The following is a 23,258-nucleotide window of genomic DNA, read 5'->3' as shown; positions in this document are numbered from 1 at the left end:
TTAAAAGGTTCTAAGTCTATAAATTGATGAGTCCTTTGCCTAAAAAAGCGCGTTTTGACGAGATTAAAAGGTTAAGTAGTAAACATAGTGAACAACGAATTCAAAATGACAACTATCTACCTAAAGTCAAGAATCCTAGTAGGATAAATGGGAATCAAGGTAAAAAATTAAGAAATAAATCCTTCATTCATACAAAGAGCAAGTCAAATTCGTTAAGCAACGCTAAAAGTACAATCTCTTTTAACCAACTCCCACTTGATAGAATAAACTTAGAGATCATAGCAGAGCTTTTAACTGAAGGAGATATAAAGAGCTCTGAAATAGCAACGAGACTCAAGGTGCCACTATCAACTATCCAAAGACGAAGGGCAAGAATCGAAAAATATCTCTTAAAGAAGACATACCAAATTGAATTGTCTCGATTAGGATTTAGAATGGCGCACATATTTGTTGACATTCAAGGAGGAAAAGTAAAAGAAACTGGCGAACATCTTTTGAAAAAATATGACAAAAATGTTGTACGGGCATCCACCAGGATAAACTCAACAAACAATCTATGTCTTGAAATCGTATACAATGGATCTGACGAATTGCATTATTTATTAGAAGAAATCAAGGCACTCCCCGTTGCGACTAAAGTGGATTGGTCAGAACAAGTCATGATAATTGGAGACAATCTTGCTACAATTATTAAAAATGCATTATCTGACAAGCTTGGAGAAGTCAAAGTTCCAAAAATTATACTATGAGCTAGATAAATCAATTACAGCTTTTTTGTAATAAAAGATTAATTAGAAAATGATAAAAACTCGCATTACTAATATTTAGTATTATTTTTAACAAAGGCGAATTTGTTATTATATAATTTATCATTCATTAAATATCAGGGCCTTTTTATCGTTCGTTGTGGAAATGATTAGTGATGTAGATTGTTATTCGCATGATACTAGAACGATTGTATTGCACATATTCATACTTGTCTCATTTTAATGATTTTATTTTCAGAAATGAACAATATTATGATGCAGAAAGTCAAAAAGAGGTAAAAAGGTATGCTTAAATCTCATCGTATATAAAAACAAGGGCTAAATTGCCGCGGAGTCAAAGAGAGAAAATTAATTCTCGGAGTTCAAAGATCAAAAAAAACTATTAAATGCCGAATATGACATACACCAAGAAAATCTAAAGATTACAAAAAGAAAAGATCAGAAGTCTAAGTATGAAAACTCAAAAATCATACTACTAGATAACATCAATTTGCGTATTGTGGAAGCACTTGTAAACAACGGAGATATAAAAAGCGCTGACATCGCAGCAAAGCTAGATAGCAACAATGGTTAAAAAGATTAATCATTTTCAGTCGCAACTGTAAAGTTGAAACTCTAACAAACACAAAACATGTTATTATGCAGTATCCCAAAGGCATAATAGGCCAGACCGCATAATTTAGATAATAAGAATATTGATAGGTAGTGTCCGACATTTCCTCGTATGTAACTCAAAAGTAAAATTTGGTAAAAGGAACTTTGAAAATGGATACCTTTGATAGATCATTTTCAAATGCTAAAAAACTGAATACCCCTTCTATTCTTTCACTTAAATTCCCCTTTACTCTGAAGGATGACCAACTTGTTGCTGTAGAGTCTTGGGTAGATAACGGGTATCGCGGAACCATATTGTATAGCACGGGCACAGGTAAGACAGAGATTGCATTCGAATGTGCTAAAAGAATGATTATGACATATCCCTATTTTGCAAGTATGAACAGTAGCATAATTACCAACTCCACCGGTAGATCTGAATTAACTTCAAAAATTGACGACATTCCAAGTCTCGTCGATCAAGGAGCGAATAAACCATTTGTATCTGAAAAAGAAGATCAAAAATCGTTTTCGTTTTCATTTTTTAATATTTTGATTTTAGTCCCAAGAATATCATTGATAGATCAAACAATCAACAGGTTAATATCATATGGTATTCCAAAGGAAAGTATAGGTTCTTATTTTGGAGAACGTAAGGAAAAAAAAGAAATTATTGTTAGTACATATAACAGCGTAGTTAGAAATCCAATTTTGATTAGGCGTTCTAATATGGTTATTCTTGATGAAGTGCACCTAATAAAGGATTCCTCAAAATCCTTTGTTAAATTATTTGATTACGTAATAGAAGATCCAAATAAAGGGTTATTGGGATTGACTGCAACCTTAGATGAAAGAGATCAAAAAAATAGCACGATCATGGCAGTAGTACCACCAATAATAAGATATCCAATCAAGATGGCGGTAAAAGACAAGAGGTTAGCAAAACCCGTTATTATTCCTGTAAAGGTTTCGCTCACAGGCGAGGAAAGAGAAGAATATCAAAATTATACTACCAAGATAAAGAACATTTCGAATCGGTTTAAGAGGTACGACGCTAGTTCGATGACCAACCTCTTAAAAAAAGGGGGATTTGCAAGCGGGATGGCAAAAGCATGGTTCTCAAATGTTAGAAAGAGAAAACTTTTGCTAAGCTATGCTGACAATAAGTTGTCAGCAGCTGTAGACATCATAGAAAAAAAATTTCCTGACGAAAAAATAATGGTCTTTAGCGAAACAATAGAGTCGATTCAAGAACTAAAAAGGATCTTATTAGAAAAAGGAATCAAGTCAATGATCATTGACGCTAAAGTACGGTCTTCAGAACGACAGCGTATTTTAGATAAGTGGGGAACCACATTTAATGTTCTGTTATCAGTTCATACTCTCGAAATCGGGTACGACGTCCCTCAAGTAAGAATTGAAATAATTCTAGCCACTACCTCAAACATTAATCAAATCGTTCAGAGAATAGGCAGGGTACTTAGAAAATACGAAGACAAAAGTATTGCATTAATATATGTTGTATATATTCCAGATACTAAGGATGATAATGTGATTGACAGTGTTGCTAAGGCTGTGTCTCCAACAGAAGAACGACCCAGTGTGAGAGAGATCAAAAATAGTCAAGATAGAAATTTTCAAGAGATTGTCACAAAAGGAAGAATTATTGATGAAACTCCAGAACCAATAAAAAAACATGACAATTCTTATAATAAAAGAAACAGAAACGAAGTTGATATTCTTAACAAAAAAGCCATAAGGTTACTAAAGTCAAGATCTAATGATGACAATCAGGTAAAAAGGATTAACAAGGCGTTTCAGATAGTAGAACACACACTTAAGGAAAAGTCAATAATTAAGGGCCTTGATGTGGACTACCTTAACAAAGAAACAAACGGACATGTATCCAAAGGAAAAAAGTTGGAGAAAAATTCACGAATTTACAAAGTAAAGAGCACAGTAGACGATAGCAAAACATACATTATTGACCTTGAAAAAAAAAGTTGTACTTGTGCAGATTATCAATTTCGACGTTTGAAATGCAAGCATATACTAGCTATTGAATTTACAATTGTAGACAATTAAAGACTCGTATTGTAAACAATGAATATAACAAGGATTAATCGAAATTAAAGGTATTTGTAACTGAAAAAAGATTAATGAACAAAATAAGATCAGACTTCATATAAAATGTTAATCGATCTCATTCATATAAAATGAACGGCTCTGTTCATTTAACGAAAAATCTATAGCTTGAAGATGTTCTATCTCCTTTGTGATTACCAGAAATAAAACACCTTCAAAGTATGTATATTATGCACTACATCTATACTTTTCAGGTCTTTCTCTCAGGAGAGCCTCCGAAAGACCATCTCAACTTTTCAAAAGAAACCATGTTTCCATCTGGAACTGGATTCAAAAGTACAAACCCCAAAAGATGCAGTCACGCAGAAGAAAGGTTCTGGAGTATATTGTAGATGAAACGATGTTAAAGGTGGGATCAGAATACATCTGGCTATGGGTAGCAATAGAGCCTAAAAACAGACAAATTCTCACACTATCTATCTCTAAGGAAAGAAACATGTTTGTTGCTGAAAGATTCATTGGTGGTTTAGTAAAATTTAATGGAAAACATCCAGTTTCTACGGATGGTGGTACATGGTACCCAATGGCCTGTAAGTTCTTGGGACTCAAACATCACAACCATTCCCCTTATGAGAAAAGCATCATTGAAAGAACAATGCAATACATAAAGGATAGAACCGAAAGTTTCGATGATTACTTTCCCTGCAGAGTAAAGAACTGCAAACTAAGTCATGTAAGAAATTGGTTGAATATGTTTTTGGATTATCATAATAGCGAGATCAAACTTGTTAAATGAACAGAGCCAAATGAACAGTCTAAAATGCTATTCCCATATATCAACACTTAGCAGAATGATAGATGAGAAAAATTTCGAAAATGGATCATATTATAATGCTTTAATCTTTGATGTTCATAATCGGAGAAGCGAAAAATAACTATGCTTACCAGAAGTTTAGATAAAGAACTCTCGGGAAGAGTTAGACTATAAGGTTAGAAAGTATATGGAGGTCGTAGGAAGAGACTACAAAAACAGCAAAAAATATTAATAAAAGCAGCTATTCTGCAACCTATCCTTGTGTCCTGTTTTGACGGCACTACGATTCCATATCTAATTTCAACTATCTCGAGTATGATGCCTATCCGAAATGAATTGGTAAAAGAGTATTTGTTTTACATGATTGAATGCAATCTCATAACTTATAGCGGTAGGTTAAGATCATTTTTTATCGCAAAAGATGGAATCAATTTGTTATTACAAATTGAATCAATGAAGTCAAGAGAAAAATTAAGAATGGAACAAATTTTCCTTCAAATTAGTTAGCGAGCAATTGATTTATTGAGGTATTGATCGATTCGTCATTTGTAAACATATTGATTCCCTCAATTTCCCAACCGAAGCACATTTAGAAAAAATTAAACAAATTCTTATAGACTTCGTTACAAGAGAGTTAGAATTGGTTATTAGTATACAAACTTTGGGTACATTAGGCAATAGTCAATCGACTTGTTGATTGGCAGACACATCATTTGGAAACGATCACCATTAAACACACTCCGGATCACCTGATATAAAATAAATAGTTTTTCTCTATTGGGGTTAAGATATATTAAACAAAATTAACAAAATGAGATACTTGTCCAATAAAATGATTAAATAGGTTAAATATTAAATAATTCGTATGTAAGAATCTTTTGATTCACTTTTTGTCTCCCCCTTCTCGACACCCTCGATTAATGAGTTTTCTCTTATCTAGTTTTAATCACCGTACAGATCTCACTTGTCAGCTGGGGCGTCTCCTGGAGTACACTAAATATATTGGCATTGGTATTAAAAAAGATCTGCGTCTCTTCTTTGTCCATTACTCATAAGATATCGCAAATTGAGATCCAATCTCAACGCTCTTTTAAATCAAGGCTGCGCAATCTGAGTCATCAAGAAGTTTTGAAAAACACTCTAGAATACCAAAACATATCTTTTTCTCAAAAAGAAACCCTGATACTATCAACTACTTAATATAAGAATCTAATTCTGATGGATATTTGATGAGCCAAATACCATCAGGATTCTGTTCAACTCATATCTGAGAACGGCGAACAAAGGGCCGTAAATAGCCATAGAGTTGTAAGAATCTATTTTGATGTCACTTTTATTTGGGACATTTACTTGTCTGATCATTTTTCTTGATTTTAGTAATACTGTATCATTGATACATAATAGAAATTGATTATGATTGATAACTTGCGAGTACGCAGTTAAACACATGGCTGTTATACAAATCCTTTTAATTTTAAGGTAGGAGTTGCTCTTATTAACGCCACTAAATGAATATTGGAAATTAATATATAATATTCATTTACCGATTATACATCGCTAATATTTGTGCCTTCAGGGATGCTTCTCTTAACGAGTTCTTCTACTATATTTAACATATTCTGATTATTTAGTAATAGTGAAGGGGATTTTATTCGATATGGATGGAGTATTGCTCGATGCAATGCCTTTTCATGCAAATGCTTTTGAAATAGCATTCAAAGAAGTAGTCGATCTAGATATTGACAAAAAAGACGTATATTTACTTGAAGGAATGCCAGGTCGAGACTTAGTAAAAGAGATTTTAAAGAAATATGGTCAAAGCAATTCGGACCATTCTATTATCGAAAAAATTAGCGATCGTAAAAAGGATCACTTCAAAAAGAATGAAAAAGTAAAACCCTTTGAAGGAGTAAAAGAGTTGTTGAGTTTATTAAAAGGTGATGATAATTGCGTCAAAGCTGTAGTAAGTGGGGCTGCAGAAAATGAGGTAAAATCTCTATTACAAAAAAATGATCTTCTTAGTAGTTTCGAGCTTGTCATTACAGGAGAAGACTTGAAAGAAGGCAAACCAGGTCCTGAACCTTTTGTTACTGCTCTCGAAAAGCTTGGTCTAAGAACTAATGAGGCACTTGCGGTCGAGAATTCACCTCTAGGTGTAGAATCAGCAGCAAAAGCAGGTATCCGCTTTATAGTTACATTAAATAATACGCCACTAAAACTAGATGATTTTGTAAAACTACCCAAAGATAGACAAAGACTGGAGAATGTATTGTTCAAGGATACAAAGTCAGCTGTCAGCTATTTAGTAAACTGGTGTAGAGATATTTATTGATCAGGTCGACATAAATTACTATGATATATCTTTCTTAGCATATATCCAACGAGGTTGAAATGAATTTTTTTCTTTGTATAAACTTTGCAAAACTCCTAATTTCTTTCTATTAAACTTCCTCGATATGCCCCAAACACATTATTACGGTCCAATTCACCCAGACCGATAAACGAAGCAACCTTAAGCTTTGAATTATATAATTCTTTTTTCAATATACTTCATTAGTTTAGTGGCATTCAAGAATTCAAGTTCTTCATGATTTGGATATATATCTTGACTTTCTACCTTATTCTCATTTATAGACTCTGCTTTCTACAAATCTTTTTCAGTATATCGAGCATCTAACTATTTTCTTTACTTTACCCTTGTCACATATATCAAGTATTTTCAAAGAAGTAGCCGGTTAACGGCCATTCAATTTCATTCAAAGCACAAACTTTGTAAATTTTTTCCCAAACTATGTTTATCAGCATTGACTGATTCAAATCTTTGAGTTAAAAATCCATTTGCTTTTAGACAAAAATCTGAAATAATTGATACCATTAGAATTGCACAGCGCTGTTTTGTATCATTGTCTGAATAAAGGATACAACTTACTAATAAGATTGTGAACAATTACGTTACTACTGCATGAGGTATAACCAGATATTCGATTCAGTCACTTTTAGATGAAGAGGGAGAGATAGACAAAATGTACTAGGAAAACAATCTCCAGCGTTTTCAAATGATTTTAACAACTTGGATTTATGAAGACGAATTTCTGGAAATAATTTGGTGAATCCATCCAGTATTCAGTTTTAGGGCCATTATTACATATGCGATATTCTATGTTTGTTAGATACATAACCTAGTTTTCCTACTGATGATATTTAGGAACAACTTATTTAGACCATTAGCTCAACTTGAAATTAGAAAGGTTTGAAATGAGCTATGGATAATGGAAAAGTATTTGACAAAATCTCAGATTTCTTAATTAAAGAATTTGATTCTAGGAAGGCAAAATGTGCAGTAATTGGGATTAGTGGGGGGATAGATTCTTCAGTAACAGCTTATGTGACGGCGAAATCTCTTGGCGCCAAGAAGGTTCTTGGACTTTTGCTTCCTGATCATTCTGTTACGCCCAAAGTTGATATGAAACATGGGTTAGAAATTTCAGAATCCCTTGGAATAAATTACAAGGTAATTGAGGTGGGGAAAGGGAAAAAGATTCTAATAAAGGGATTTCCTAACGACAAATTGGCAAGAGGCAACTTTCTTGTAAGGCTTAGAATGGCAATTTTGTATTATTTTGCTGCTGCAAAGGGTGGACTAGTGGTTGGAACCGCGGATAAAAGCGAACTAGAGCTTGGTTATTTTACTAAATATGGAGATGGCGGGGCAGATATTTTTCCCATTGCAGACTTGTACAAGACCGATGTCAGGGAATTTGCGAAATATTTAGGCATACCTCAAGCAATAATAAGAAAAAAAAGTAGTGCTAGAATTTGGAGAGGTCAAACAGCGGAAGGAGAAATTGGCGTTCGATATGATAAAATTGATAGAATACTAAAAAAAATCCAATATGACAAGATATCTAGTAATTCTAAACTACCAACCATTGCTGGAGTAAATATGAAAGACGTAAAGCTAGTTGTAAAATGGATAGAATCTAATCGGCATAAACATGAATTTCCGATACCGGTTTGTAAGCTAAGGTGACAAGAATCCACATACAATGTATTTTGTAATTTAGCATTAATGAATTTTTACAAAACACAGCAACTAACGTTCAACTAATAATTAGAAAACTACGAGACTCTAATCTCAGTATTAGTAAAGTTTTTTCACAAAATAAGGAGGGAAGTTAGAATTCTATAATTTTGTTTAAGTCAGCTAAGTCGATTAGTCTATAGTATTTCATTTTTTAAGGAAAACATGCACGGATAGGTTTATATCAAAAATATTTTTTTATGGAGGATGGAATGTCACCTACTTAAGTTCTTTGTTTCGAGTCTTAAGGAGGAAGACGTCTTGTAGGAAGGTTACATTATTTTCAGATGTTCTAAAATTTAGATTGATATTCTGGATACATCTACAGATGATTTTCATTTTTTAGTGATACAGAATGGATGAGCATATCTTAAAAGTAACAACAGCAAAGATTGAAAGTACCTTGAGATCGACGACTACTGGCTCACTTCAATTCTCGATTTGATGGAGTTCAAAGAAGAAAAACCCCATTAGAAGTATTGATTTTTTGGAGGTGACTGTATTGATGCCCCTATTTATGTTCAATTAAAACAAGCTGACCATTTATTTCTATTGCAAGGCTCTTCTGATCTAGTCGCTTACGTATTTGATTAGCCTGCTTAATTATTTTCCTTTCATTCATCTTGTCAATATGTACTTCTGCTCTAACATATTTTGCAGGTTCCACTTTTTTTTCAAAATATCCATCAAATTCAATCAATGACATCCCTTCAAATTCCACTAACAGACTATTGAGAACCTCAAGATATCCTTCTATCCTAGGCAGATAGAATTTTATGGAATTCTTAAGTCTTCTAATTCGCATATTCTTAGATTTTGTTTTAATCTTCACAATGTTATATGATTATTGAAGGTTTTATGCAATATAAGATCTTTAGACAATAACCATTAATGGATTATTTTTGTTTTTATGAATCCGAAAGTATGTATAGTTTATAAGGACTAGTAATATATGATCTAATCCAAATGACATTTATTTGACTTGATTTATGATCGTCAAAAACGAGTGTTAACTATAGTAGATATTCATGTTAATTGCTCAAAGTTGAGTCTTCAGGATATATCAAAATATAAAAAAATTGAACAATTTGACATGTAGATTGCATATACAATAAATTATAAAGTCATCCATTACTATTTTACAAAATGTCTCTTAAAGGTAAAGTAGTTGTTGTAACGGGATCTAGTAGGGGCATAGGTTTTGAGATTGCAAAAGAATTTTCAGAGGTTAAGAAATCTCACGTTATTGTTTGCTCAAGATCACGAATAGAATCGGAAAATGCTGCCAAAATGATAAACGGCACCACTACGGCACTTGAGGTCGACGTAACTTCTGAATCGAGCGTTAGGAATTTCATTGAAGAAATTGTTCAAAGATATGGTGTAATAGATGTATTGATAAATAATTCAGGCTATCCATATGATGAAAATATTTGGAATAAGCAACTTCATGAAGTAACTATCGAGGAACTATGGAGAATAATGGATGTTGATTTGATGGGTGCAATTAGACTTTCAAGAGCAGTAATTCCTATCATGCTTCAACAAATTGGTACCAAATACAAAGAAAGTAAAAACAATTCGTCATACACTCAACATCATTCTAACAATAGCAAACCGGAAATAACCGGGATGGTTGATCTTAAAAATGATTTTCAAGAGTCAATACCCACAGAAAGAGACGGAGGAGTAATAATTACAATTTCCTCAACCCCAGCAATTTCAGGACGCATAGGCGGCTTTCCGTATACTGTAGCAAAGGCCGGAAATATTTCATTGACCAAATGCATAGCAAAAGAATATGGGGATAAAAACATACGGGCATACAGCCTAGCGCTAGGAAATATAGCAACAAAGGCTACATATGAAGCAATAAGTGAAAAAGTTAGAATCGAGGCAGCTCAGGAGGCGCCCATGAAACGATGGGGTAAACCGATTGAAGTGGCAAAAGTTGCAGCGTGTATTGCTGATAATGGTTTCTCTTTTGCAACTGGCAACACTATTGTTATAGATGGTGGTACAGTCCTCCTATAAAATATCTATTTCATTATATTGAAAGCAATTTTTTCTTTTTCAAAGAGATTAATTAGTGTCTCTGATTTCTCACTATTCTCTAACTCGAGACTCAAATATACGCCAGCAGTCCCTGCAGGAACATTTGCGCTTAATCTATCGTGCTCAACTTCGACAATATTGATATTTGCTTTTGTTATTTCATCTACAATTTTTTTTAATGCTCCAGGTTTATCAGGTAAATCAACAAATATTTTTAGTAGACGTCCTGTTTGCATAAGTCCTTTTGAAACTATTTGTCCAAGCAAATACATGTCGACATTTCCTCCAGATATTATAGACACTATTTTCTTGTCTTTTTTCAAAAGTTCAGGTTTAGAAATGAGATATGCCAACGAAGCAGCTCCAGCAGCTTCCGCAACAATTTTTGATCTTTCCATAAGAAGGAACATGGTTTTGACAATCGATGGGTCATCAACTAGGACAATTTCGTCAACATAATCTTTTACAAGATTAAAAGTCAATTGGCTAGGGGTCTTGATGGAAATACCATCCGCAATTGTATGTCCTACTTCAACTTTCAATATTTGTTTCTTTTTTAGCGATTCTCTCATTGTAGGATATGCTGTTGATTCGACACCAATTATCTTAACTTTTGGTCGAGAAGATTTCGCAGCTATTGCAACCCCAGAAATAAGCCCTCCGCCGCCGACAGGTACATAAATCTCATCAACATCTGAAAGCTCTTCAAGTATCTCCAAACCTACCGTTCCTTGTCCTGCAATAACTTCTGAGTCATCAAAAGCATGGATAATAGTTCTATTTTCCTCTCTGGCAAACTCTTTTACATATTCGGCAGCTTCATCATAACTATTACCCTCAAGTATTACTTTGGCACCATAGGATCTTGTCGCAAGTATCTTACTGGGGGATGAATTCTTGGGCATAACAATTACACAAGATATGTTTTGGATAGAAGAAGCAAATGCTACGGCCTGAGCATGATTTCCAGCAGATGCTGCAACAACGCCTTGTTTTTTTAGGTCCTTAGAAAGGTTATTTATTTTAAACATTGCTCCTCTGACCTTAAAAGATCCAGTTTTTTGTAAACATTCCAACTTTAGAAAAAGATTACTATTTGTAATTTCGGAAAATGTTGTAGACCTTATGAGATCTGTTTTTCGAATATTCAGTTCTGACAACTGTTTTTGAGCTTCAATTATGTTTGAAACGTCGGGTATAGAAATTTCTTATCTAATATAATTGAAAGTGGATTTATTTAATGGTGTCTGCTAATGGATGAATTAAACAATCAACTTAGATTTTCTTACGGTAACTCAAAAAAAGGGAAGAAAATTATGGGCCGGCAGATGTCGGAGTCTTGCTGTTACTATCAAGGTTGTCATAAGTGGATGTTTGCATTATCATTTCTTTGGCTTGTTTAATCAATTCGCTTGCGTCGCCAGTTACGGACCAGTGCAAGAACAGTATTTTTGGTGTTTCACCTAACATATGATGGTGCAAGGCAGTTTCAGTCCAATTGTATTTATTCATAATTTCTCTAACTGGGATTACTTCCGAGTCAAGGAGAGCAAATTCACCAAATGCAGCTTTCAGATTTCCAGTGGTATTAGCGTTACTACTGCTAGTAGTAATATTGGTACTATTACCTGCGTACATATCTGTGTTGTTCAGAATAGCAGGGACCATTTCTATGTAATGACCTATGCCTGAAAAGTTATTCAAAACTAAGCCATCATGTCTCATAATTGCTGGGGCTTGTCTATATACAATAACATCGCACAAGTTATAATCTGGAACTGCTTTGCCTTTCACTTCACTAGCTAGCGCAGCACATTTTTTAGGATCATTTGGAGGTTTACTTTTTTCATTAAAAGTAAAAAGTTGTGCTACTTGAGTATTGTTCTTATCATCAGCAGGAGGTTGAGATCCTGTTTGATTTGTTGCGGATTCTGACTGTGCGGATATATTTTGTACCGCATTATTACTTGAAATAGGTATTATCATCATGGCAATGATAAATACACTTGCCAATGATAATCTTGTAAGTTTATGCATCATACAAACCCCATTAAACAAAGAATTTATAGTACTTCTGTTTCCCAATCATGATCTTATTTATCATTTTACGATGGACATTACGTATAATAAATAGTATGGTTGAGCGTTATTAAATTTTGAAAATCTGTCAAATTTAAGAATTAAAAGGTAATTGATACTCTGTAAGGGAAAATAATTGGACATAAATACTATGTCAGTTGTTAGTATACATGTGGGGCATAACTATTCTTTTAATGCGTCTTGCGGACTATCTTAGTGGGCGCAAGGATAATAAAACCTGTAAAGTATGCAACTACCAAGCAAAAGATGAATCTGAGCTTGATATGCATTATAGACGAGAGCATCCTATTTAATTGTAATGCAAGAAATTCATTTAGCAGATTGAATATTGATTTCAATACAATCGAATAATACCCGATTTTAAATCATAATATAGTACCTAATTAGAGATCAAAGAGATACAAAATCTAAAAAATTGAAAATAGAATGTATCAATAAGAATTTTAGTCATTCCGAAAGGATTTGTAGGAATTCTGCAGAAAATTGATCAATGACATCGACCATATCATTAGAAAAACCAAAATTAATGAATGGGAATCAGTTATAGTAATCCCAGTTATAAATATGTATACAAGAGAATGCAACAGGCACTACTAAAATACGGTAACCATAGCCTGATTAAAGTTGACTTGTGATAAAATTATTAGTGTTAAATACGATGCTCTTAATAAAGTTGTATGAATAATCAATCGAAAAATAATAAGCGTTTTGATTGGAAGGATAATCGAATAAAATGGAAAGATATTATCAAGAAAGAAGCTAGAGGATACGAAAAGGGAGACGATTTAGGCGAAGTTCAAGAAATAGGTCAGGAATTTGTCGTTACTGAAAGGGGGAGACTCAAGAAGAATAAATTTTATCTCCCCAAGGCCTTGGTTTCAGGGTATGATGGAGAAGTGCTATGGTTTAATATCACAGAAACCGAAGCAGAAGATAACTTTAAAAAAGATAATCCACCTCAAATGGGAGAATATTCTAGATATAAATCAGCTTCAGTAACAGAACAACCAGATGTCCAAGCACAAGAGAGAACAGAATCCTTGGGTGATTTACAAGAATATCTACCATTAATTGAGAAAAGGCAGATTGATAAGGTAGGAACGGATGCATCTTATACCAACCCCACAGCAGGGATTAAAGACTGGGATACAATACTCAAGAAAGGTGTAAGAACTTTGGACGAAATTTCGATAGGTGTAGTGACAGCTGTAAATGATGACGGTGTGATAGTTACTTCTGAGGGAGCAAAAGATGAATTCAATTTCTCTAAAGACGAAATCCAATCTTACAATGGTCAAGAAGTGATGTTAAAAGTGAATGGTGATAGAGTAGACCAATTTAAGGTAAAGGTACCTCGTTGAAATCGATTGTACTCTTAGAAATAACTTTTCATGTTTAATGAAAATCCTGAATTATTAAGCAATATTATTTCTCTAAAAAACATCAAATATTATCACGGATGCTCCTACATCGTTGATAGAAATCAGACAATGTAAAATAATAATCACCCTGAAATTACTGTAGAAGATTTAATAACATTTATTTCAGGTTCAAAGCGATCGATAGGCTCTGTTCACTTAATATGTTTTATTTCATTGTTATGATAGTCTACAAAGAGCCGCAGCCAATTCCGTACATGCTTTAACTTGCAATTCTTTATTCTACAAGGAAAGTAGTCATCGAAACTTTCGGTTCTATCCTTTATGTATTGCATCGTTCTTCCGATTACACTTTTCTCGTAAGAGGAATGAATATGGTGATCGAGTTTGAGAAACTGACAAGCCATGGGATACCAAGTCCCACCATCTGTAGAAACTGGGTGCTTTCCATGAACTTTGATCAAATTAGAAAGATATCTTTCTGCAACAAACATGTTTCTCTCTTTGGATATAGAAAGTGCGAGGATCTGTCTGTTTGCAGGCTCTATCGCCACCCAAAGCCAGATGTATTCTGACCCTACCTTCAACATTGTCTCGTCTACAATATATTCTAGAATTCTTCTTCTTCTTGATGCTTTCAATTTTTGAGGCCTGTATTTTTGAATCCAATTCCAGATGGAGACATGGTTTCTTTTATACATCCGAGACAATCTTTCCGAGGCTTTTCTTGAAGATAAACCTGAAAAGTACAAATGTAAGCCATAATACACATACCTTGAAGGTGTTCTGTTTCTACTAATCATAAAAGAAATAGGACATCTTCAAGCTATAGGTTTATCGTTAAATGAACAGAGCCGATCGATAAAAAAGATAGTTTTTATTCAAAAATGATACAAAAAAATTCACAATATTACGTACGTCTATTTGGTAGGTACTAATCAAGAAACAAAAAAAGATTTTGTGCTGATTTAATTTCTTACCTTAAGCTCTGGTAGGTCCAATAGTAGATCTAAATCATGTCTTAATGTCACTTCAGTCACTCCTGCAACTTCAGCAATTTTTGACTGTGTGAGTTCTTCACCGTTTTCTTTGCAAGCGAGATACAATGAAGCACCAGCTAAGCCCATAGGATTCTTTCCTACAGAAGATGATGTTTTCATAACACTGATCAAAATTCTTATGGCTACTCTCTTCGATTTTTCCGATACAGAGCACATGTTACTTATTTTGATGATTTCTTTGACCGCGTCCACCTGAGGTATCTTTAGATCTAATTCTACCATTACTTTTCGATAGATCCTTGCGACCTCTTTTTCTTTTAAATTCATGATTTTTGATATCTCTCGTAAGCTTCTTGGAATTCCCATTTCTCTGCAAGCAATGTATGAAGCTACGGCAAGAGCACCTTTTATTGTCCTTCCTTTGATTAGTTTTCTTTCCTGAATTTTTCGATAAAGGTATGCTACCTTCTCAATTGCATGTTCAGGAAGACCAAGCGCGTCTTTCACCATATATAGATGGACAAAAGCTGTCTGTAGATTTCTTTTTGAAGAATCATTTGTTTGGGTTCGTGCATCCCATGTTCTCCATCGTCCAATCCTGCTTCGCATGGATACGTCAATCTGTCGTCCTGATGCATCCCTATCAATCTTGCCAATGACCGTTGATAAACCACGATCATATTTTGCTAATGAAGTAGGAGCTCCAGTCCTTGATCTGAAATTTATTTCCTCAGTATTAGAATTCATCCATCCGAGATTTTCTTGGCGATTTTGATCAACTATAACGGTTCCACATGCAGTGCATATTAGTTCGCCTGACTCTTGATCGGTAATTATATTAGTCGGTTTATTACATAATGGGCATAAGGTTGATGAATATGAATTCATTAATTTTTGACTCATTTTGATTTTTTCCTCCACATTTCGAGTCTTATATATAATGTGAGACACACATTTTATCGTTTCTATTATGAAAATCATTAATCAAGAGTCAAACAACCAATTTAATTTCATTCTATTGTAAGAAAATAATAGAAATTCAAATATCTAAGGCTATATTAAGTAAGAATTTTATCTTTTTTAACAAATCTATTTAATGCAATCCTACCAAAAAACGAAAGTTCAGACTATATTGAAAAACTAAAACATCAACCTTAATCTCTATTCAAAGAAACACACAATTATATTTAGAGCACATACTATAGCACAAATGAAAAACTTACTGGGTAACTCGGACCTTAGATCGTTTGAACATTGTCTAATGTCAATGGATCGTCAAGGTGGATCAATTTTTCTTATGTAGGTTCCTAAAAAACAAGTTTGCTCTCTCTAAATGTTATTAAACAATTGAATTAAAGCAAGTGGAAAGAGCAAATGACCAATCAAAATAACTCTACATCATTCTGATATATTACAAAAATGAAGATTGATTTTAGAAATTTATTAAGTTTGAATCATGGGTATTTACAAAATACTATAGAATCATTTCCCTATCAGGTCTTATATATTCTCATATTTGCATTCTTTCGCTTAGCCCTAGCATTGATAATGTTTGGAAAATGTCAAAATAAGCGAAATAACTTAATTTTTTGTTTTGCAGTACAGAAATGGAAACATGAAAAGCTTTACTAGCATTATTGGTCAGGGAATGACCCTTTATTTGAATCCATTCATGACGCTTCTACAGTACCCAATAAATAGTACTTCTCATAATTCTGATGATGATTATGATCATCTTTGAAATGAGTAGAAAGATTTATCATAATCTCTTACCGAAACTATTCTGATGAATCGCCAAGATCAGAATCTCAATATTTTGAATGAGCAAGTAGTTGAATGTATTCTATGCGATTTATCCAAAACCAGAACACATGCAGTGCCTGGTCATGGTAACACTACTGATAAGATATTGATGATTGGAGAAGCTCCTGGAAAAAATGAGGATCTAAAAGGTGTTCCCTTCGTCGGTAGTGCAGGGAAAATTCTGGACTTGGCATTGTCTGAGAGCGGCCTGAATAGAAATGATGTTTATATTACTAATGTTGTCAAGTGTAGGCCACCTGGCAATAGAGTTCCCACTGATAAAGAGATTGAAATTTGTACCAACAACTATCTTAAAAAAGAAATTAAACTAATTTCTCCGAAAGTGATCTGCATCATGGGTGTTACTGCATTAAAGTCTCTTTTAGGTTATGGCAATATGGGAAAATATAGAGGAAGAACAATCAACCATGGTTCAAACAAATACTTTGTTACCTATCATCCGGCTGCGACAATCTACAACTCAAAGTTAAAAGAGATTTTTTTTGCTGACATAAAGAAGCTTCATCAAATAATAAAAAAGGATTCAAATACTATGGAAAATTACTTCTGAAATTCTATTGTGATGTCTCTATTTCTACTGCAACGGTTCTTCCAGATATCGCCTTGGCTTTTACGAGTATATAGTATTAAATAATTTACTAAATTCAAGAATTGCACACTTTGTCATTACCTAATGTAGTAAGATTATTGAGCTATGCATTGGTCTGCAGATACTGAAAAGGCAGATCTTTAATTATCAGATTAATTGCTAGAAACGATCTTACAAAAAAAAATTAGCTTAGTGCATCCTTGATCTTTTCTTTCGCCTTATTAAGCGTCTCTGAGCTAGGTTTTCCCTCTGCATGATCTTGTGCTGTTTGGGCCTTTGCTTTTGCATCTTGCTGCGAATTCTTTAATTTTTTTGCTGCGTCATCAACAAAATTATCTGTCATTATTTTATAGTGTTCAACATACTTTATAACCAATCAACTTGGTACAGTGTGCTCTGTTCAGTTAACGATAAGCCTATAGCTTGAAAGCATTCCATTTCTTTTATGCTTACTAGAAACAGAACACCTTCAAGGTATGTATATTATGGGTTGCATTTGTACTTTTCAGGCCTATCCTTAAGGAAAGCCTCGGAAAGATTATCTCAGATATACAAGAGAAATCACGTTTCCATTTGGAATTGGATTCAAAAATACAGGCCTCAAAAGCTAAGTCAACTAGAAGAAGAGTTCTAGAGTATATTGTAGATGAAACGATGTTAAAGGTGGGATCAGAGTTTGTCTGGCTCTGGGTTGCAACTGAACCAGACAGAAAACAGGCAAATTCTCGCACTGTCTATCTCTCTAAAGAAAGAAACATGTTTGTAGCTGAAAGATTCATTTCAGGTTTAGTCAAGATTCATGGAATTCATCCAGTTTCGACTGATGATGGAGGTACTTGGTATCCTCAAGCGTGTCGATTCTTAAATCTCGATCATCACATTCATTCCTCTCTGGAGAAAAGTCTGATTGAAAGAAAGATGCAATACATAAAGGATAGAACCGAAAGTTTCGATGACTACTTTCCTTGTAGAATAAAGAATTGCAAGTTAAAGCATGTACGGAATTGGCTGCGGCTCTTTGTAGACTATCATAACAATGAAATAAAACACATTAAGTGAACAGAGCCGTTTTCTATAACCATTTCTAATTGATTCAACATACGAATTGATTCAAAGGTTGCTTTTTCGCATTCTATTCATTCAAGAGATGGTCTAAATAAAATTTAAACCAACTCATTGACTTCTAAATTTTAAGATTTTGAGTTATTAAGACAACCTTAGAATATGAATTAGAAAAAAAATTGTTTTTCACATGAAAAGAATGCATTAAGGAAACTATTGCTGAGATAGGCAAAGTGTGAAATAGTGTTAGAATTAGTTAGCTTTGTCTGGCTATTATTGGAGATAAAACTGGCATAGTGACACGGATTACAAAAACAGTAAGATTCCGAATGTAATTCGAGAATATCATTACTAAGAATACAATACAATATGTATATGATAAATTATATAGTGAGAATTTCAATTGTTGTGAATATCTTTTTTAAATATCATGTTTGAACAAAAAGTCTATGAATCAAATAAAGATTCTCTCTGCTTTAAGCATGCTTGTTACAACCTTAATATTTTAACCTTTTATGATACCAGTTAGCTGACTAAGCTATGATAACAAGACTCAAACTGGATTAGACAATCTAGAGATACCGATGGGAGACAGAACTCAAGGAGTGAATAACTTGCTCCTTACGACTAACCTCACCGGAGCGCCATAATTCCGAATAAAAAATCTGAGAAACTTTCGAATGTTTCCTGAAGATATGACAGCTCTCAAAACTAACAAAGTGGAATTTAAAGTGGAATTTTCAAATTGGGATTTTTAGATGAAAATGATTTGTGCAATGATCTAAGGATACTTTCCTTGGTTAGATATCGCCTTCTGAACAAGTTATTTGTTCTATAAACGTATATAACATGATCCATTAAGATTCCAATTTTAATAGGAATCAAAATTTACCTAATACTAATGAGCTAATTCATTAATCCAAGATATCAAAATAACCTATAAATAGTAAATAAATCACCTGTGCAGATAAGCAAGATTTGAATGTGTATGTGGCTAGAGAATGGGCTTTATCTCAGAAAATCGGTGGCAGATATTAAAGTAGGGACAACCCGGGTCAATAAAACTCGGAAGGGAAATCCGCAACACTCAGATGGATTCTTATATATAATCACGAACATGAACGAAGTCTATTAAAATTGAATATGGACATTCATAACCGAATTTATTGAAATAAAATATCATCAAATTCCTTCATAACTAGGAAATTGACAAAAGGAAGAACGCCGATAATCTATAAATTTATCTGTTGTACTTTATAAAAATATCAAACCAGTTTAATCGACATAGAGCGAACTTATCAGGCAACCATCAATAAACTTGAGGTCATAATTATCCCCGTTCTAATTATCTAAAGATAAATTACGACGTCGAACTCTATGAAATGCAATTATCCTGTTAAGAGTATAACTCAATAATGGAAAAACTCTGAAAAAACGTATAAAGCTATAACAGTTTCAGAATAAAGCAGATATTGAATATGATTCCAGTTGACGGTCACTAAATAAATAAATTAGGCGGTATTGGTTTTTTATATTATTTTGAACCCGATTCGCAGTTCGCTCTAGAAGAATTTTATACTCATCGTAACCCAAGCTGCTTTAATTAATAAGTGTATTTGGACGCTCCAAAGTAGACATTATAAAGCTTTGTTATTATAGAAATAATAGTGCAAAAAACAGTCTTCTATTACAATAAAAACGAGATAATAGAAGAAAAAACTGAATCTGATGATCGCATTAAGGATTCACATAATCTTTGGATCGACGTGCTAGATCCTACTGATGAGGATATTACGAACCTGGCAACTACGCTGTCGCTAAATAAGAAAGCAATTGACAAAATTAGACAGAAATCAAAAAAACCAGTGGTTAAAGAGATCGATCATAACGATAAATTTATCATCCTTTTACATCTAAAATTTAATAATTTTGAAACTCTTGAAACCATTCCGTTATATTTTCATGTAGGAGATAAACGGCTTATTACAATTCATTCCCAGAAAGTAGACTTGATTACGAAAGTAAAGAAAATTCTCACAGACAGAGAAACTATCCTGGAAACATCGATAGATGCGCTTTACTACAGCATAATTTCTAGTATCATAGAAGATTATGAACAACTATTAACTGCAATTGAACTCAAGGTATTTGATGTTGAAAGAGACGCACAATATCGCCCTTCTGGTCGGGTGCTGACCTATTTGGATACACTATCTCGACAAGTAATTATCCTAAGACGGCATTTTTGGGATGCTAGGAATATCATAAACTACCATATCAATATGGAAAAAGATAAAGACGATATAAAATATCTGCAGATCGTATACGACAATATAAACCAGCTAATTGAGATGATTCAATCCTATCAAGATACCATAAACTCAACCAGGGAACTTTTTTCGGCCAGTATTTCTTTGCAAATGAACGAAACAATGCGCGTATTGACAGTTTTTTCTGCTATTGTACTGCCATTATCACTCATACTAAGCGTACTAAGTTTAGATGGTTTTAACCTAGACAATCTACTTGACTTACCTCGATATTTAGGCTTTTTATTGATAGTTATGCTTACCATCACCATACTGTCATTAATTGCTTTTTGGAAAAAAGGATGGATTTTCTCATATGACAAGGAAATTCTAACACCACGTGATAAAGGGTAAAAAAGGATTTGAAACTTTTGAAACTGAATAATATGTAGACATGTTTTTTGAAAAGTATCAGTAGGTTTTGTTGGCATCTTTTGACCTAAACCAGAACTTAGAGATCTGCTGTATCATTTCATAGTAAAAAATATGACTATCGAAATTGTTGGTTTATACTGCCATACCTGCTAACAACCTTCAAACAAGAATTGCCAATGAATTGCAGTAGTTGAACAAATCGGTCCGTTTGTTTATTGTCCAACGTGTTACAAATTTTCTGCAGAGATAACCCAATAATTGTGAAAACTGTGGAATATGGATGTCATATTCTGGAACATTTCAAGATTTCATTAATATTAATAATATTACTAGTATTTTTACGATCAGTAATCGTTGTTTTTGAGATGTTTGAAAAAATTAAATCTGAATACGAGCATTAATACCACAGAAAATAGATATTTGTAAGTACCATACGGGATGGGCACTTATAAGGACATTCAAGTATATTGAAGAGTATTTTCCATATACAGTGATATCCGTAACAGCATAATTGAAGCAAATAAAAGATATTGCATATGTATTTTCAATCAAAGTTTTACTGTCAAGATATTCTATTAGACTAAATTATTGATTTATACGACTAGTAATAAGATTTTTTCTGTAATTCAGCAAATAATTTGTATCTTGAAGCACAAATGACATATGATTAGATGCTATTTGACCGCTATTTGACCGCTATTTGACCGCTATTTGACCATCATCAGATTTGCTATATCATTTGGTACAGCCATGGATGCCAGATCTAGTAGTGGACCATACCAAATTCCAAAGATGATCATAAATCCTAATGCAAAGAGCAGTACAGCAACCATGGGTTTAGGTTCCTTTTGTCTTACCCGATTTTCTCCTTCCTCCATGTACATTTTTCTAATAATCCAGGCATAGTAACCCAACGATAATGCACTGTTAAGTACACCCGCAATAGCTAGATAAGGTCCCCACCAGACCTGTTCGCCGCTGTCGACTGCAGCCCCAAAAATCAAGTATTTGCCCCAAAAACCATTTAGAGGAGGGACCCCAGCAAGCGCCAATAATGCTATTGCAAGAACAAGTGCTGTAATGGGCATCCTAAATCCAAGTCCTTTGTATTTATCTAACGTATATCCAGCTAGGACAATAATAACCGCAGCAGCTGCTATAAATGCTGCTGACTTCATTACAGCATGATTCATAATTTGCAACAAGGATGCGTCCAGAGCAAAGTTAGAATATGGAGCTACTGCAAGTCCAATCAAAATATAACCCGCCTGAGCAATACTAGAATAAGCCAAAATCCTAGGAATGGATTTCTGAGTTAATGCTCCAAGGTTACCAAGGGTCATAGTGAAGATGGCTATTATGGCAAGAGTAAATGTCCAGTGCACATTTAATGCGATTAATCCTATCACGATCACTCTTATGGCAGCAGCGAATCCAGCCTTTTTGGTTCCGGCGGCAAGTAAAGTAGCAATTGTTGTTGGGGCGCCCGAATAAGTATCCGGCAACCACATATGAAACGGGACTAACCCCATCTTGAACCCAAACCCAGCAATAAACAATCCAACAGCCAGTAGAGCAAATGGCATTAATTGGACGTTTAGTTCCGTCATAGCCACAATGGAATCATAAATATTAGTAGTTCCTGTTAGGCCGTATACTATACCCATTGCAAGGACAATTATGGCTGATGAAAGTGCACCGAACAAAAAGTATTTTATTGAAGCCTCATTTGACACTGGATCTCTTTTATTGAAAGCCGCAAGAGCGTAAGTTGGAATAGACATCAACTCCCAAGCTACCAATAGCATCACAAAATCGGTAGAGTAGCCTATGAGGATCATTCCTATACTGGATAATAATATTAGCGAATAATAAGCAGCATGATTGCTTTTTTTCCTCATATAACTCCAAGAAGAAACAGTCACCATTATAGAAACAATTAGAAAAGCAATAGAAAAGAAGGCACCAAAAATATCATCACCAATTACACCACTGTTTGAAAGAGACAGAGCAGGCAAGTTTTCTCCAGAAAAAATTCGGTAGATAACTACTGCCAAGGCTATTGCAAGAGCACCAAAAGCAATCGAACTGTAAACTTTATTTTTGGAACCTCTTTCTTTATTGAGAGCATCTATTATCGGAATTACTAGAGCCACACTACCGAGAATTACGGTTACTAAAGCTGGTGTTGAAAAGATATCAATCATTGGAACTCACTCACTC

The 23,258-nt window shown here is 33.9% G+C and carries 19 protein-coding genes; 12 read left to right on the top strand and 7 right to left on the bottom strand.

Annotation, left to right across the window (positions count from 1 at the left end; translation table 11 throughout):
- The first annotated feature begins 26 nt into the window (after nucleotides 1-26).
- The 6 genes from NFRAN_RS12255 to NFRAN_RS12235 all read left to right on the top strand — a co-directional run bounded on the left by NFRAN_RS12255 (nucleotide 27) and on the right by NFRAN_RS12235 (nucleotide 8,290).
- Nucleotides 27-749 (top strand): Lrp/AsnC family transcriptional regulator, encoded by a 723-nt coding sequence (locus tag NFRAN_RS12255; protein WP_145988091.1) that lies wholly within the window; start codon nucleotides 27-29, stop codon nucleotides 747-749.
- 783 nt (nucleotides 750-1,532) lie between these two features.
- Entirely contained in the window at nucleotides 1,533-3,446 is a 1,914-nt protein-coding gene (locus NFRAN_RS12250) for a helicase-related protein (RefSeq protein WP_134485246.1), read from the top strand.
- A gap of 190 nt (nucleotides 3,447-3,636) precedes the next feature.
- The gene (locus NFRAN_RS12245) at nucleotides 3,637-4,242 is read left to right on the top strand and encodes a DDE-type integrase/transposase/recombinase (protein ID WP_134485245.1); all 606 of its coding nucleotides are present in this window, start codon (nucleotides 3,637-3,639) and stop codon (nucleotides 4,240-4,242) included.
- Between the two features lie 279 nt (nucleotides 4,243-4,521).
- Nucleotides 4,522-4,767, top strand: a complete 246-nt coding sequence (locus NFRAN_RS13430) for a hypothetical protein (protein ID WP_145988090.1) — start codon at nucleotides 4,522-4,524, stop codon at nucleotides 4,765-4,767.
- Between the two features lie 1,129 nt (nucleotides 4,768-5,896).
- Nucleotides 5,897-6,592 carry an HAD family hydrolase gene (locus tag NFRAN_RS12240; protein ID WP_145988089.1) on the top strand — a complete coding sequence of 232 codons (696 nt, stop codon included), beginning with the start codon at nucleotides 5,897-5,899 and terminating at the stop codon, nucleotides 6,590-6,592.
- Nucleotides 6,593-7,522: 930 nt separating this feature from the next.
- On the top strand, nucleotides 7,523-8,290 hold the full coding sequence (locus tag NFRAN_RS12235) for an NAD+ synthase (RefSeq protein ID WP_134485243.1): 768 nt from the start codon (nucleotides 7,523-7,525) through the stop codon (nucleotides 8,288-8,290).
- A 562-nt stretch (nucleotides 8,291-8,852) separates the two neighbouring features.
- Here NFRAN_RS12235 and NFRAN_RS12230 read toward each other — a convergent pair.
- Nucleotides 8,853-9,173 (bottom strand): hypothetical protein, encoded by a 321-nt coding sequence (locus NFRAN_RS12230; RefSeq protein ID WP_172602344.1) that lies wholly within the window; start codon nucleotides 9,171-9,173, stop codon nucleotides 8,853-8,855.
- 314 nt (nucleotides 9,174-9,487) lie between these two features.
- Here NFRAN_RS12230 and NFRAN_RS12225 point away from each other — a divergent pair, with 314 nt between their 5' ends.
- Nucleotides 9,488-10,375, top strand: a complete 888-nt coding sequence (locus NFRAN_RS12225; RefSeq protein WP_134485241.1) for an SDR family NAD(P)-dependent oxidoreductase — start codon at nucleotides 9,488-9,490, stop codon at nucleotides 10,373-10,375.
- Nucleotides 10,376-10,380: 5 nt separating this feature from the next.
- Here NFRAN_RS12225 and ilvA read toward each other — a convergent pair whose 3' ends face one another.
- Together ilvA and NFRAN_RS12215 are read right to left on the bottom strand one after the other, a co-directional pair.
- Nucleotides 10,381-11,556, bottom strand: coding sequence for a threonine ammonia-lyase (ilvA, locus tag NFRAN_RS12220; RefSeq protein ID WP_425321216.1), 1,176 nt, complete (start codon nucleotides 11,554-11,556; stop codon nucleotides 10,381-10,383).
- A 154-nt stretch (nucleotides 11,557-11,710) separates the two neighbouring features.
- Nucleotides 11,711-12,436 (bottom strand): DUF1259 domain-containing protein, encoded by a 726-nt coding sequence (locus NFRAN_RS12215; protein WP_134485239.1) that lies wholly within the window; start codon nucleotides 12,434-12,436, stop codon nucleotides 11,711-11,713.
- A 737-nt stretch (nucleotides 12,437-13,173) separates the two neighbouring features.
- Between NFRAN_RS12215 and NFRAN_RS12205 the strand changes: the two genes are divergently transcribed.
- Nucleotides 13,174-13,857, top strand: coding sequence for a hypothetical protein (locus NFRAN_RS12205; RefSeq protein WP_134485237.1), 684 nt, complete (start codon nucleotides 13,174-13,176; stop codon nucleotides 13,855-13,857).
- A gap of 212 nt (nucleotides 13,858-14,069) precedes the next feature.
- Here the strand turns inward: NFRAN_RS12205 and NFRAN_RS12200 are convergent, their stop codons facing one another.
- Both NFRAN_RS12200 and NFRAN_RS12195 read right to left on the bottom strand, forming a co-directional pair.
- Nucleotides 14,070-14,678, bottom strand: coding sequence for a DDE-type integrase/transposase/recombinase (locus NFRAN_RS12200; protein WP_134485236.1), 609 nt, complete (start codon nucleotides 14,676-14,678; stop codon nucleotides 14,070-14,072).
- A gap of 165 nt (nucleotides 14,679-14,843) precedes the next feature.
- Entirely contained in the window at nucleotides 14,844-15,779 is a 936-nt protein-coding gene (locus NFRAN_RS12195; protein ID WP_172602342.1) for a transcription initiation factor IIB, read from the bottom strand.
- Nucleotides 15,780-16,662: 883 nt separating this feature from the next.
- Between NFRAN_RS12195 and NFRAN_RS12190 the strand changes: the two genes are divergently transcribed.
- Nucleotides 16,663-17,250, top strand: a complete 588-nt coding sequence (locus NFRAN_RS12190) for a uracil-DNA glycosylase (protein ID WP_134485234.1) — start codon at nucleotides 16,663-16,665, stop codon at nucleotides 17,248-17,250.
- A 223-nt stretch (nucleotides 17,251-17,473) separates the two neighbouring features.
- Here the strand turns inward: NFRAN_RS12190 and NFRAN_RS14040 are convergent, their stop codons facing one another.
- Entirely contained in the window at nucleotides 17,474-17,632 is a 159-nt protein-coding gene (locus tag NFRAN_RS14040; protein ID WP_172602341.1) for a hypothetical protein, read from the bottom strand.
- Between the two features lie 102 nt (nucleotides 17,633-17,734).
- Here NFRAN_RS14040 and NFRAN_RS12185 point away from each other — a divergent pair, with 102 nt between their 5' ends.
- The 3 genes from NFRAN_RS12185 (at nucleotide 17,735) to NFRAN_RS12175 (ending at nucleotide 21,014) form a co-directional block, all read left to right on the top strand.
- Nucleotides 17,735-17,923: a hypothetical protein gene (locus tag NFRAN_RS12185; protein WP_134485233.1), complete on the top strand. Its 189-nt coding sequence runs from the start codon at nucleotides 17,735-17,737 to the stop codon at nucleotides 17,921-17,923.
- The gene (locus NFRAN_RS12180; protein WP_172602340.1) at nucleotides 17,869-18,348 is read left to right on the top strand and encodes a DDE-type integrase/transposase/recombinase; all 480 of its coding nucleotides are present in this window, start codon (nucleotides 17,869-17,871) and stop codon (nucleotides 18,346-18,348) included. Before NFRAN_RS12185 ends, NFRAN_RS12180 begins: the two co-directional genes overlap by 55 nt.
- A gap of 1,670 nt (nucleotides 18,349-20,018) precedes the next feature.
- Nucleotides 20,019-21,014 (top strand): magnesium transporter CorA family protein, encoded by a 996-nt coding sequence (locus NFRAN_RS12175; RefSeq protein ID WP_172602339.1) that lies wholly within the window; start codon nucleotides 20,019-20,021, stop codon nucleotides 21,012-21,014.
- A 728-nt stretch (nucleotides 21,015-21,742) separates the two neighbouring features.
- Here NFRAN_RS12175 and NFRAN_RS12170 read toward each other — a convergent pair.
- Nucleotides 21,743-23,242 (bottom strand): NADH-quinone oxidoreductase subunit N, encoded by a 1,500-nt coding sequence (locus NFRAN_RS12170; RefSeq protein ID WP_134485230.1) that lies wholly within the window; start codon nucleotides 23,240-23,242, stop codon nucleotides 21,743-21,745.
- Nucleotides 23,243-23,258 lie beyond the last annotated feature (16 nt).

Source organism: Candidatus Nitrosocosmicus franklandus (assembly GCF_900696045.1).
In the GTDB taxonomy this organism is placed as follows: domain Archaea; phylum Thermoproteota; class Nitrososphaeria; order Nitrososphaerales; family Nitrososphaeraceae; genus Nitrosocosmicus; species Nitrosocosmicus franklandus_A.
This window is presented reverse-complemented; position numbering and strand designations above follow the sequence as displayed.